Source organism: Clostridium caldaquaticum, from assembly GCF_023806125.1.
Classification (GTDB): domain Bacteria; phylum Bacillota; class Clostridia; order Clostridiales; family Clostridiaceae; genus Clostridium_AT; species Clostridium_AT caldaquaticum.
The window spans coordinates 212,273-226,180 of the sequence record NZ_JAMSKT010000001.1; the positions used below are offsets into that span (position 1 = coordinate 212,273).

A 13,908-nucleotide genomic window follows, 5' to 3' on the forward strand; every position below is an offset into this window, starting at 1 on the left:
GAAAAATAAAATGTCCTATACACCAGTACCAGTGACATTTTTACCTGCCACAACTTTAATCGTACCAATGGATTCAGCTTTCCAAAATAATGGTATGTATAAAGCTTATGGATTAATTTTCAGGCTGCTTTACGAAAATATAATAAATACCAATGTTAATTATAAACCTATATATGTTTACTGGGCAATAAATCCTACTAAAACAACACTGACAACTGTTGATTTTACTGCAACTACTAAAGGATACAACACATCAGATCCTGTTGCAGCACGTCAATACAGCGGAGGCCCCTTTATTATACAATCTGATGATTTAGCTTATGTAAAAACTCTTATAAACACCTGGAATACTAACAACACTCCAGTAGTAACTATCCACGAACTTGTTGACCAGGTAACAATAGACACAGCAGCAAAATTAATAAGACCACCAAGAATAGCAGTTGAAGATACTAATAATAGCATCGTTAGAGCTTATTTAAATGCTGCAGGACTACCTGATTACTATGTACTATCTGGAGCTTATGGAGCAGCACCTGTATGGACTTCTACCAATACAAGTGTATTAACATCTAATGAAATAAATACCGGAGCTTTCTTTCGTGGCACAGTACAATCAATTTGCAGGAAGCTAGGATATGATATATTTATATCCCCTCATACAGATGAAAAAACTTGGACTGATTTGCCGGCAACTTTGCCAAACTTGGATCAATTTATAAGACTTGGTGGAGTTTTGCACTCAATGTGTGCTTCAATAGAAGCAATTGAAAATAATGCAAAATTTTTAACTATCAGCGGGATTAACGCAGTTAATCAAGGTACAAGTTTCTTTATAAATACAGCAGAAGCTACTAATCCTCTTCTTCAAGCTGTTTCTACAACTAATCCACAAGCTTTACCTGGAGGAAGCGTACAGACTTGGCAGAACAGTTTAACAACTTACAAAACCCTAACTAAAATTTTTGCATATTTTATAAGAAATGCTATACAGTATGATTTTATGGTGGGCGGTAAGTATCAAGGAAGCACAGTTTATCCAGGTACTGCTGGAGCAGGAGCAGTAATATATGAAGGGGGACATCAATATACAAATAGTACTCCATATACTGGCAATCCAGAAAACATGTATACTAAATTTGTGTTAAATTCTATATTTTTGTCAGTGACAAAACCATTTATAGATTTAATAATAAATCCTAATTCTATAAATGCGGGAGCTTCAAACAATTTAACTTTTACAATTAAAAATTTAGGTGGAGCTCAAGCTAAAAATGCAACTATTTCTATTAATTTACTTTCAGGAATGATCCCAAGTAATTTCAGCATAGCACCAACTAGTATTATTGGAGATACTATAACTTGGAGCAATATAACTTTAGATGGAGGTCAAGCAATAACCTTTGACGTTCTTAATTATACTCCTGGCAGCCCTGGTACATTTCCTATAACCTTTTCGGCAACTTATGGAGATGAAATTTTTGCTACAGGTCAAAATCCTTATGAACTAAATGCCTGCAGCGCTTTAACAATTGTACCATCTAACTCGCCATTTTTAAGTGTAGAAAAAAGGGTTAACGGAAACTTTGAAACATTTATAGAATCCGGTGACAGTGTAGTATTCACTTATACTATTACAAATAGCGGCGATCAGCCAGCCTATGATATAGAACTTGTAGATCCAAATTTATTTGATTATTTTAATTTTGGATTAATCAATGTAATACCAACACCAGCATCAATTGATACTATAAATAAGAAAATAGTATTTAAAACGACACCAGATCCACAAGCTGTAGTTATACCTCCAGCACAAAATGCACCAAATAATGTGCTTACAGTAACTGTTAATGCTGCCCATAAAGGAAATGTTGTTGTACCACCAGATGAAATTATAAATGTAGCACAAGTTAATTATGTAAACAGGTTTCCAGACCCGGATGTGCCATTAACATCACCAAATAGTAATAGAGCTATAACTAATATAGTATTACCCGATATTTCTGCTATTAAAAGTGTTGATAAAACAAATGCAGCTATAGGTGATATATTAAAATATAAAATAGATATAACCAATACAGGAAACACATTAATAAAAGAAGTAAAACTTACGGATTTAATCCCAACAGGAACCAGTTATATACCAGGAACTCTCAATGTTACAACTGAAAATATATCTCCAACTCCTAATATAACAGCACAATATATAGCTGCACCTTCCCCTGGAAGAATAGAAGTTATAGTAACTGGAGATTTAGAGCCTGTAGGAGCAACTCCAGGAACTTTTACTGACAAAATAACTGTGGAGTTTAATGTTCAGGTTAACTCAATACCACCAAATCCAGTACAAAATCATGCTACCGTTGATTACACTTATATAATAGAATCTCCAGACACTGGAACAATAACCGGTGTAAATAGCAATACTGTGGAAACTAATATAGCTTCCCTGCAGCTTATAAAAGCTGCCCCTGCTTTCGTAAGGCTCGGCGAAAATTTAACCTATACAATAACTTTAACTAACAATGGTAAAGTACCACTTACTAATGTAAAATTAGTAGATACTATACCAAATGGAACAAATTATATTAGTTCAACTGGTGCCACATTTATAAGTCAAGTAGGTCAGATAATAACACTGCAAGTAGCTTCTATTCCAGTAAATGCCACAGCAAATGTTACTATAACAGTTGCAGTTAACACGCTCCCCCCTGCTCCATACACAATAACAAATAATATTAGCGCAATTTATACAGTAGATGGAGTAGAAAAACCACCAGTATCAGATAGTGAAACAACAAATGTTATACAAGGTATAATTACTGTAGATAAAGGAACTGAAGGAAATATAATTTTTGCAAAAGTAGGCGATACGATACCATATAAAGTAGATATTACTAATACAGGTAATGTGCCTGTAACTCTTACAAACCTTACAGATGTTATACAGCAAATAGGATTTACAACTCCAAGTGCAACTAATATGCCTTTAAATATAATTTTACAGCCTGGCCAGTCAACAACAATAAGCTATAATGTATTAATTACAGCATTACCGCCAGATAAAAAAATAGATAATACAGTTACAGTAAGTTTTGCTTATCAAGTAGGACAAGAAACTTACACTGAGCAAATGCAAGACAGCTTTACCCTAAACGTAGAAGAAATAAAGGTCAGCTTAACAAAGGCAGTTAACAAAACTTTCGCAGAGCCTGGAGAAGAAGTAACCTACACCTTTACAATTAACAACCAAAGCAGTGTTCCCATAACAAATGTTTATCTATATGATCCACTGCCTGCAGATACTACCTTTGTTTCAGGTTCATTTTCACTTAACCCTGAAGAAAATCCTGTTCAATTCCCAGGGGCTTTCATAGGAACTATTCCTAATAATAGTCAAGTTGTAGTTAGTTTTAAGATTAGAATAAATCCTAACCTTATAGCCTCTGTAAATATACCAGATACAGGGTCAGTAACCTATAACTTTAAGTTAAATCCAAATGAACCAGGACCCGGTCAGCCCGCAGGACCAGTAAATAGTAATCAGGTAAATACTAAAGTAGAAATTGCAAAAATAGAAATATTAAAAACTGTTTCAAATCAATATGCTGAAACAGGAGATATTTTATCTTATACTCTAACTGTTAAAAATACAGGTACTGTTAATGCTTACGATGTGGAAATTACTGATATATTATCTCCTTTTTTGCAGTTTGTACCAGGAAGTTTAATAGTTACACCACAGCAGGCAGGAGATACAATAACAGGAACAGACCCAAGTTATATAAAAGTTAATATTATAAGAGCAAATCCTAATGCAGTTATTATACAATTTAACGCAAAAGTAATCAGCAGACCGCCATCAGGTAAAGTAGATAATATAGCTTATGGAAACTTTAAATACAGTTTAGACCCTCAGCTGCCACCTGCTTTAAGTAAAACCAATATACCAAGTAATATTGTTAGTACAATTATTCAGGAAATAAAAGTTGAGCTTCTAAAAACATCAAACAGTAATTATGTAGAAGTAGGACAAAATTTAACCTATACAGTTACAATAAGTAATAAATCTACAGTACCTGTTAATATTAAATTTACAGATACACTGCCAGCAGTTACTCAATATGTAACTGGAAGCTTTAATTTAATAAGCGGAAGTGCAACAATAATTAATAACACTTTACCCGATAGTAATTTAATAGATTTAGATATAAATAATATACAGCCTCAATCTTCAGTAATATTCAGCTATAAGGTTAAAATCTTAACTTTACCAAGTCCACCAGCACCACAAGAAATAACTAATGCAGCTAGTGCAGTACCTTCTTATAGTTTATTCCCAGGCGGACCAATAAGAGAAGGAGTTCCTGTAACTGATGAAGTAACTACGGAAGTTAAATTAATAAAAATAGATGTAATAAAATCCGTAGAGGAAAGTATAGCTACTATAGGTGATATACTACACTATACAGTGCTAATAATAAACAACGGAAATACAGCAGCAAAAAATGTAGTATTTAGTGATAATGTTCCTGAAGGTACAGAGTTCGTAGACGGAAGTTTTACAGTAAACGGAAGTCAAGTTAATTCTACTTTAGATGCAGGTACAGTTATTGGTACTATAGCACCAGGTGAAATAGTTACTATCAAGTTTAATGTAAAAGTTGCAGCTATCCCAAATCCGCCAAAAGAACCTATAGCAGAAAACGTAGCCTTAGTAACCTTTGATGTTGAATTAGATGGACAGCTGCAGCCAAGAGACCCTGTAAATAGTAATAAAGTAGAAACAGATTTAGTAAAAGTTCAGTTAGAAGCTGTTAAAACAGTTGATAAAACTGAAGCTGAAGTTGGAGATTTTTTAACCTATACTGTAGTTATAAAAAATACTGGAAATATAACTATAGATAATGTTATTTTTAATGACGTAATACCGGAAGGTACAATACTAGTAGGAAATCAACCAGTACAAAATATTAATCTCGGCAGTATAGCACCAGGTGAATCAAAGACAATAACATTCAAGGTTCAGATAGTATCAAAACCATGTCCTCCAAAATTAGTTAATATAGCTTTGATAAAGGGTACTTTTATAATTGAAACACAGAGAAGTTTAACAATTGAAAGCAATGAAGCTGTAACCTATGTAGGAGTAAAAGCCTTTAAACAAATAAGTGTAGATGAAAATTTAACTATTCCAGATGTAAAACCTGATGTAGAGGAGATACTGGAAGTCATAGCTGATGTTGTAATAACCTATACTAATGTAATTAAAACTCCTGTAGTTACCTCCTATGAAGGTCAGCAGTTAACAGGATGGAAATTAATTGTAGAAGGCAAGCTTAAACAAAAAATAGTTTATATTGCCGATGAACCTGCTCAATCAGTACACGCAGCAGAATTTGATATACCTTTCAGCACTTTCTTAGTACTTTCTAAAGACTATAAAAAGTGTCAGCGTATAAAGGTTGAAGGGATTATTGAAGATGTATTCGTTCGACTTATTAATAAGCGAACAATCTTTAAAAATGTTACTTTAATGCTTCAAGGAAAACTAGATTGTTAATGTTAAAGGGATTTCTAACTTTCTTAGAAATCCCTTTTTTTATTAGTAAGTACTATTAACTTATCACTGCATGTAAAAATAATGCAACATTCTTGAATAATTTTCTCTTATCAATTTGTTGAACGTAGATATCTTCAATATAAGGAACAACCGTTACAATATCTCCATCGGTATAACTGCTGTCTAATACAATATATGTGCTAAAAGGAACTGTAAAATGAGCTGCATGAACACTTTGGGCTGGTTCATCTGCTACATATTCTATTTTTTGAACAAGTTCACCTTCAACAATTAGTTTTCTGCCTGTAAGAATCTGACCTTCATAGGACGTTGAAACAGGTGTTACAATAACTCTTGTATTAGTTATAACTACCTGTGCAATGACCCTTACAATTTGTTCAATATCAGGCTTAGCACTTGGTATTTCAAGATCCTCTTGAACAGTAAATTGTTTAAAGGATCTTGGATTAATCGGAAAATCACTTTTAATTGCTATGCCTGAGTAATCTATTAAACCTTTAACGATACTTCCCATAATAACCTCCTTAAAACATTATGCTATACAGCAAATTTTACAACTATCAATAAGGTAATATTTTTGAAAATTGTTCTATTATCAAGTTTTTCACCATATATGTCTTCAATATAAGGTGTAACAATAACCTTACCCTGCATTAATAATGTTTCAATAGGTATACTGTTTACGGCTGCTGGAGCTACTAGTAAAATACTATTAACTAATTTATTAAAATGAGCAGCATGAACTGATTGAGTCGGTTCGTCAGCTATATATTTAACTTTTTGCTGAAGCTCTAATTCAACGCTTAATTTTTTGCCAGTAAGTATTTGTCCTTCAGCAGAAGGAGTTGTAGTAGGTGCAGGAGTATCAATAACTCTTACAGATACTACTTTAGCATCAACCATAACAGAAAGTAATTCTTCCATATCTGGTTTTGCAGATGGTATTACAACAGTTTCGGGAACAGCTATTTCGATAAATGTATCACCATCAGCTAACGGAATATTTTCTATATCTTCATAAACACCAATACCTTCAACATTTTCACGAACTATATTTGCCATATATTACACCTCCTATTTTTAATAAATTGCATGAAGCAGTAAGGTGACATTTTTAAATATGTGTCTTTTATCTAGTTGCTTAGCATAAATATCTTCTATATACGGAATTACATTTACTACCATATCTTTGGTGAATGTTGGATCAGGAGGTAATACAATAAATGTACTGAAAGGCACTTTAAAATGAGCAGCATGAACTGATTGAGTAGGCTCATCTGCAACATATTCTATCTTTTGATTTATAAATCCTTCTACTATTACTTTCCATCCTGTTAAAACCTGACCTCCAATTGAGGTTGCAGCTGGTGTTTTTATTACCTTTAAACTTGTGATAGTTGCTTCAGCCATTACTCTTACGATCTGTTCAATATCCGGTTTTGCTTCTGGTATTGTTAATTTTTCTTCCACAACAAATTCTTTAAATGCATCTGGATTAGTTAAAGTTGGAAGTTGAGCAGGGGATACAATACCCACATACTCTATAAGGTTTTTTACGATACTTGCCATACAAGCCTCCTTAAGAGTTTTAATGATTTTCACTTTATAAATATATGTAAAGTTTATATAAAAAAATTACTGTTCTTATAACAATATAAATTATTTTTTATTCAGTTAATTCAGTAATATTTAAATTCCTCTATGAATATTTTTGTAAGAGGGCTGTAGTATTATTTTAGGAGGAAAACCTGTTATGAATCATAAAAGAAGCTGCAATAAAAAACAATTATTTTTTACACAATTTTTATGTGAAGAGAATATTGCTGTTCCAGAGCAAAAGCTTGATATTGAAGATATAGCTTCTATTATAGTTGATCCTCAAATAATTTCTTTAAGAATTATCGATACTCCCATAGGCTGTTCCGTAGAAGGCGAAAGATTAACAGGCAAAAAATTATCTGTTGAAATAAAAATGAGACAAAAGGTAATGTATATTTCAAAAACTACTGTTCAATCAGTACATGTAATTGAAAATGACTGTTATAAAAGTATAATGATTATTGTGCCGGAATTTATATACGGAACAAGTATAGAGTATTTATTAAACAATAAATATATTAAAGTTTCTATTGAAGTAGAAAATGCATCAGCTTCTAAAATTGATAATAGACATATATATAAAACTGTAGCTTTGTTTATTAAAGCAGAAATAATCCCCAGTTATATGCTCTGTTATATAGAGGATTATAATTGTCATAGAAGTGAATTATTTATAACCTTTAAAGACGGAACTAAAAAAAGAAAAATTACATCTTTTAATAAAGGAAAAATAATTATGCCTCAGTGGTCTCCCTGTGGGCAAAAGATTGCCTATATATGTCAGCAGAAGGATTCAAGCTTTTTATGCATCTCAGATATTAAAGGAAATACTACATATCCTGTAACTGATACAGATTTGTTCAAGTTTATAAGCAGTTTTTCCTGGCAGAAAAATAGTACTGATATATTATTTACAGCTTATTTTAACGGAAATAAAGATATTTTCACTATAAATTTAAATACATTAGAATGGAAGCAGCTTACTTATGGATCGGCAGGATGCATGAGTATTAAACCTAAAGTTTCTTTTAACGGTGAACAAATTGCATTCATAAGGGTAGTAAATAACGAGAGAAGCTTATATGTAATGAAAAAAAACGGCTTAGGAATCAGAAAAATTGAAAACTTAGGTTACATTAAGGATTTCTGCTGGGAAAATAACAGCTCAAGAATTACAGTTGTTTGCAGAAAGAAGGATGAAAATGAAAATAAAAAAGAATATATGTTAGGCTGCGAAGATAACAGAGATGAAATTTTTTTAGTAGACTTAATATATAATTACAGTGTTTGTCTGCACCTATCTAAATTAAAATTGAAAATTAAAAATATAAAAATTTCTTTAAATAACAGATATATTTCTTTTATTGGAGAAAATTTCGGAAAAGTTGATATTTATATCTATGACTTATTAAAAAACCACATTATCAATTTAACAGAAAATGAATGCGGAATAAACATAAGTGATTATGATTGGAACTTAGATTCTTCAGGCATATACTTTTCAAGTAATGAAATGGAATATTATAATGTTTATTTTGCATATATTTGCGATAAAATAAAAGACCAAATTTCAAATACTAAAGCTAATAATATTAAGTTATGCTGCCGTACGAAAATATCATAATATTACAAGCTTAATAATATACGTAATTTTTATGAAAAAGAAGGGGTAAGATGGGTGTTGTAAGAAATTGTATAGATATTATAGGAATAACTCCTGAAAATGAACTTCCAGATCGAATAAATGGACAACATATAGAAGCCTCAGAAACTGAAAATTTACTTATTGATAGTAATATTAAAATTAAAAATATATATCAAATAATTGTTCATGCTGAAATAAAAGATACAAGAGTTATAAATACACCTTTAAACAGAATTGTGGTTATAGATGGTTTTAAAAAATTTAAAATTGCTTATTATGATATGGATAATAATATGGGAGTAATAGAATTAAACTCTCCTTTTAATTTATTTTTTGATATAGAAAGTAGTGCCATTGAAACAGAAAAAATAAATCTTTATATTGCAGATACATATTTTGAATTACTCAATTATAAAATATTGTACTGCCATATAATTTATATATTGGATATTCACTATTTTGGAGACGTACGAAGAAATGAAAATGAAGCTTATAAAAATAAAAAAGAAGAACTAAAAGAACAGATACTCAGTGAAATGTCTATTTCAAAAGATATAAAGCGTGATTTTAACGAAACAGTTGAAAAAAACATAACTTTTAAAAATAACCTTATTGATATAGATGCTGAATATCTATAGGAGGATGGTATGAGAATATGCATTGATAGTATAGGTGTATCTAATTTAAGTGGAACGGGATTGGGCACTTTTACCTTTGAATTCTTAAAAAATTTGCTATATATGTATCCACAGCCTGAATATCACCTGCTGTATGATAGTGAAAACTTTGATTTCAAGGTAAACAGAAACAGCAAAGTATTTCCTTTGAATTTACAAATTAATAGACTTAATAATGATTATAGCAGTATTGAAAACCATATTATTAAAAATAAAATTGATATATATCATTCACCTAATAATGGATTTAGCATACCAGAAAATAAAAAATGTCACTATATAAGCACTGTAGTTAATTTACTTCCTGTGGTTAATAAAAATTTTGTTGATGATAAATATTTAGAAAAGTTTAACAGAGTTTTTAACAATGTAGTAAAAAATTCTGATAAGATTATTGTGGTATCAGAGTTTTTAAGAGAACAACTAAAAAACTATTTTGATATTCCTGATAAAAAGATAGTTGTAAATTACCCAGGGTGTTCTGCTATTTTTAAACCTAAGAACGAAGAAAGCTGTGTAAATATACTAAAAAGCAAGTACAAAATAAATGGTGATTACATACTGCACGCAGGCAGTATTCATATAAGAAAAAATTTAGAAAAGTTAATAAAAGCATTTAAATACGTTAATTTATATAATAAAAACTTAAAACTTGTTTTTGTCGGCAGCTGCAAAGGCAAGAGAGAAGCATATTATAAAAAGCTTAGACTGTTAATAGAAGATATGGATTTAATAGATTCTGTAATATTTACAGGAGAAGTAGATTACAATGATATGCCTTATTTTTACAGCAAAGCAAAATGTGTTATAAATCTTTCAAAATATGAAGGATTTCCTTTGACTTCTTTAGAAGCTATGGCTTGTAATACACCTGTTATATGGAATGATGTAAGTTTTTTCAAAGAAGTGTTTGGTGATTCAGGTTTGCCAGTAGATGCTAATGATCATAATATGCTGGTAGATGAAATTTCAGATATAATTAATAATACAAGCAAAAGAGAACAAATTATAAATAAACAATCAGAAGTAACTTATAAATATAAGTGGGAAAAAAATATAATAAATACTATAAGAGTATATGAAACATTTTGTTAGAATATAGGGTAGTATTAAAAACTACCCTATTTTATTTTCTTTAAGTTTTTCATCTGCCGATATACTTTTATAAATCTCTTCTTCTGCTCTGAAATATTTCTTGCTGCATAAATGTATTCTTGATATATATTTTAAAAATCCAGAATACCCCAATTCATTTATTAAAGCCTTTGTTCCTCTTTCAATTAATTCTCTGTCTTTACTATTTAGTTCCATTTTTCTCACCGTATCCCCTTTTAATAAAATTCATTAATTATATATGCAGACTTTATAAAAGTTGTTACTCATTTATATTATGGACAACCCATGAGAAAAATAAACATAACTACTCTGTATATTTCTTAATTTAAATCTTTTAAGACTAAAAAAGAAATCATGGAACAAACTATAATTTATGATTTATACAAATTATATTTGTATTAAAAAATTTAATATAAACTTTATCTATTTTTACAATTATGATATAATTCACTTATATTTCTAAAATAATTTTGAATATTTATAATTTTAAAAATATCGTTTCAAAACTCATTTTTTATTATATACTTATAGCACGGGGAGGTGAAATTTTGGCATTACATGAATTTCAAGAAATAAAAAAAGCAGAAGATGAAGCCTTAGAATTAATTAAAAATGCAGAAAATCAAGCTAAAGATATTATAAAAAATGCTCAGCTTGAAGCTAATGAAAAATTTAAAAATACTCTGCAGGAAATAAATGCTAAGGCTAAAAACATAGTGGACTCTGCTATATCTTCTGGAGAAAAAGAAGCTGAAATAATACTTGCTAGAGGTAAAACTGAAGTTGAGGCTATCTTGAATATCCCAAAGACAAAGCTTGATTCTGCTGTAAAATTAATAATTGAAAGGATAGTAAATAGCAATGGCAATAGTTAGAATGAACAAGTTCACTCTTATAGCCTTTGAAGCTAGTAAGAACAAACTTCTTAAAAAGCTGCAAGCCTTTGGTGAAGTTGAATTTATTAACTTACAGAGCAAAAGGCTGGAAGAAGAAAATGAAGCTTTAAGTTTTTTACAGGAAGACACATTAGATTCATCTGCTAAAGATATTGAAGACATTTTGTCTAAGTTAAGATCTGCCATTGAATTTCTTAAAAATTACGTTCCTAAAGAATCCGCTTTAAAGGCTCTTAAGGAAGGTATACCAACCTTAACTTATGAAGACCTTAAAGAGTATGGTAATGAAAAGCATTGGATTAATACCATAAGCTTTCTAAAAAGCAAGGCGGAAAGATTAAATGCAATTGATAATGCTGTTTCTAAATTAAGGTCAGAGCTTGATGCATTATACCCTTGGAAAAATTTTGATATACCTTTTACTGATTTAGAAGGTATGAAAAATGTAGTTTATTACATAGGAACAATTCCACTTCAAAACGAAAATAATTTAAACTCTGAACTTGATAAAAACTTTCCAAACAGCTATTTAGAAGTTATCAGCCGGGATACAAACTCTGCCTATATTTTAGTTTTTGCTCATAAAAACGAAAGCAGGGAAATTGAGGCTATGATAAAGACTTTTGAGTTTTCCGAAGTTAAGCTTAATTATACAAAAAAGCCGGAAGCTATAATCAATGATATTAATAAACAATTAAACAGTCTTTTAAAAGAAAAACCATCAATTGAAGATGAGTTAAAAGCCTTTGCTGATAAGCTTACTGATTTAGAAAGAGCTTATGAATATTATGAAAATAAGCTTTTAAGGTATCGTCAAAGCGAAAACTTCCTAAAGAGTAATAAAACAGTTGTTATTTCTGGATGGGTTCCTGAGGCAAAGACTGAAGTATTGGAAAGTTATGTAAAGGATGTAACTGGAAATCATTATTTCTTAGACTTCTCAGAAGTTAAAGAAGAAGAAATTGATGATGTTCCAATTATGCTCAATAACAATAAAATTGTTAAATCCTTTGAGTCCATTACAGCAATGTATAGTCTGCCTAAATATACAGGCATTGACCCTACTCCGCTTTTAACACCATTTTATATGATTTTCTTTGGAATGATGGTAGCAGACTTAGGTTATGGTCTTATAGTAACTTTAGCCGCTTTATTTGTTCTTAACAAATTTAACCTGGAAGAAAAAACCGAGAATTTTGTTAGGTTCTTTTTCTATTTAGGTATTTCAACTGCTGTCTGGGGAGCTGTTTACGGCTCTTTCTTTGGAAACCTGGTACAACTTCCAGCACTTATAAATCCTAATAAAGATATTTTCTCTGTACTTTATCTTTCTCTTGGATTTGGTGTGCTTCAGATTTTTGTTGGTTTATTCATAAAAGCTTATGTCCTTATAAGAGATGGTAAACCGCTTGATGCCTTGTATGACGCTGGTTCTTGGATAATTACTTTAGTAAGTATAGGTTTAATGGCAGCATTTAATTTAGCCGCAGCAAAATATACAATGATACTCGGTATGTTATTAATTGTTGCAACAAATGGACGTCAGGCCGGCTCACTTGGTGCAAGACTAGGTGGTGGACTATACGCTTTATATGGTATTACAGGATATATAGGAGACTTAGTTTCTTACACAAGACTTATGGCTCTTGGTATAGCTGGTGGTTCTATAGCTGGTGCTATGAACCTTATAATGAGCTACTTCCCTGGAGTAAGCATATATATTATAGGTCCATTATTTTTCGCAGCTGTTCAAATCTTCAATCTGTTATTAAGCCTTTTAGGTGCTTATGTTCATACATGCAGATTGCAGTATGTTGAATACTTCAGTAAGTTCTATGAAGGTGGAGGTAGACCTTTTACACCTTTTAAAATGATAAACAAATATATAAAAATTAAGTAGTATAAGGAGGATTTTTTATTATGTGGTTTCAAACTAATGGTGGATTAGTAATGTCAATTCTTGGAATAGTTTTAGCAGTAGCAATGGCTGGAGTTGGTTCAGCAAAAGGTGTTGGACTTGTGGGTGAATCTGCATCATCTTTAACATCAGAGCAGCCTGAAAAATTCGGTCAGGCACTTGTACTTCAATTGCTTCCTGGTACACAAGGTCTTTACGGATTTGTTATAGGCTTTTTAATAATGACTAATTTAAGAACTGATTTATCCTTAACTCAAGGTTTAAATTACTTACTAGCTGGTCTTATAGTTGGTGCAACTGGTTTGTGGTCTGCTATAGCTCAGGCTAGAGTTGCTGTTGGCGGTATTCAAATTTTAGCTAAGAAACCAGAACAGACAACTAAAGGTATAATATTCTCTGCAATGGTTGAAACTTATGCATTACTTGGCTTCGTTATGTCATTCTTGCTAGTTAACAGAACATTTTAATTTGTA

At 30.9% G+C, this 13,908-nt stretch carries 11 protein-coding genes; 7 read left to right on the top strand and 4 right to left on the bottom strand.

Features of this window, described 5'->3' with window-relative positions:
* The first annotated feature begins 10 nt into the window (after window positions 1-10).
* Window positions 11-5,563, top strand: coding sequence for a DUF7507 domain-containing protein (locus tag M2651_RS00995; RefSeq protein WP_252130460.1), 5,553 nt, complete (start codon window positions 11-13; stop codon window positions 5,561-5,563).
* A 55-nt stretch (window positions 5,564-5,618) separates the two neighbouring features.
* Here the strand turns inward: M2651_RS00995 and M2651_RS01000 are convergent, their stop codons facing one another.
* From M2651_RS01000 to M2651_RS01010, 3 genes are read right to left on the bottom strand one after another with little or no spacing between them, the layout of a single operon-like run.
* The gene (locus tag M2651_RS01000) at window positions 5,619-6,098 is read right to left on the bottom strand and encodes a DUF3794 domain-containing protein (protein ID WP_252130461.1); all 480 of its coding nucleotides are present in this window, start codon (window positions 6,096-6,098) and stop codon (window positions 5,619-5,621) included.
* A 23-nt stretch (window positions 6,099-6,121) separates the two neighbouring features.
* Window positions 6,122-6,646: a hypothetical protein gene (locus M2651_RS01005; RefSeq protein ID WP_252130462.1), complete on the bottom strand. Its 525-nt coding sequence runs from the start codon at window positions 6,644-6,646 to the stop codon at window positions 6,122-6,124.
* A gap of 18 nt (window positions 6,647-6,664) precedes the next feature.
* On the bottom strand, window positions 6,665-7,153 hold the full coding sequence (locus M2651_RS01010) for a DUF3794 domain-containing protein (protein WP_252130463.1): 489 nt from the start codon (window positions 7,151-7,153) through the stop codon (window positions 6,665-6,667).
* 184 nt (window positions 7,154-7,337) lie between these two features.
* Between M2651_RS01010 and M2651_RS01015 the strand changes: the two genes are divergently transcribed.
* The 3 genes from M2651_RS01015 to M2651_RS01025 are packed head-to-tail and all read left to right on the top strand — an operon-like array spanning window position 7,338 to window position 10,600.
* A complete protein-coding gene (locus tag M2651_RS01015; protein WP_252130464.1) occupies window positions 7,338-8,807 on the top strand; it encodes a TolB family protein in 1,470 nt (489 codons plus the stop codon).
* A 50-nt stretch (window positions 8,808-8,857) separates the two neighbouring features.
* The gene (locus M2651_RS01020; RefSeq protein ID WP_252130465.1) at window positions 8,858-9,466 is read left to right on the top strand and encodes a hypothetical protein; all 609 of its coding nucleotides are present in this window, start codon (window positions 8,858-8,860) and stop codon (window positions 9,464-9,466) included.
* Window positions 9,467-9,475: 9 nt separating this feature from the next.
* Window positions 9,476-10,600 (top strand): glycosyltransferase family 4 protein, encoded by a 1,125-nt coding sequence (locus tag M2651_RS01025; RefSeq protein ID WP_252130466.1) that lies wholly within the window; start codon window positions 9,476-9,478, stop codon window positions 10,598-10,600.
* A 21-nt stretch (window positions 10,601-10,621) separates the two neighbouring features.
* Here the strand turns inward: M2651_RS01025 and M2651_RS01030 are convergent, their stop codons facing one another.
* Entirely contained in the window at window positions 10,622-10,816 is a 195-nt protein-coding gene (locus M2651_RS01030) for a hypothetical protein (protein WP_252130467.1), read from the bottom strand.
* A gap of 353 nt (window positions 10,817-11,169) precedes the next feature.
* Here M2651_RS01030 and M2651_RS01035 point away from each other — a divergent pair, with 353 nt between their 5' ends.
* From M2651_RS01035 to M2651_RS01045, 3 genes are read left to right on the top strand one after another with little or no spacing between them, the layout of a single operon-like run.
* Window positions 11,170-11,496 (top strand): hypothetical protein, encoded by a 327-nt coding sequence (locus tag M2651_RS01035; protein WP_252130468.1) that lies wholly within the window; start codon window positions 11,170-11,172, stop codon window positions 11,494-11,496.
* Complete coding sequence (locus M2651_RS01040; RefSeq protein WP_252130469.1) at window positions 11,483-13,417, top strand: V-type ATP synthase subunit I; 1,935 nt, start codon at window positions 11,483-11,485, stop codon at window positions 13,415-13,417. Before M2651_RS01035 ends, M2651_RS01040 begins: the two co-directional genes overlap by 14 nt.
* A 20-nt stretch (window positions 13,418-13,437) precedes the next feature.
* Window positions 13,438-13,902: a V-type ATP synthase subunit K gene (locus M2651_RS01045; RefSeq protein WP_252130470.1), complete on the top strand. Its 465-nt coding sequence runs from the start codon at window positions 13,438-13,440 to the stop codon at window positions 13,900-13,902.
* The last annotated feature ends 6 nt before the right edge of the window (window positions 13,903-13,908 follow it).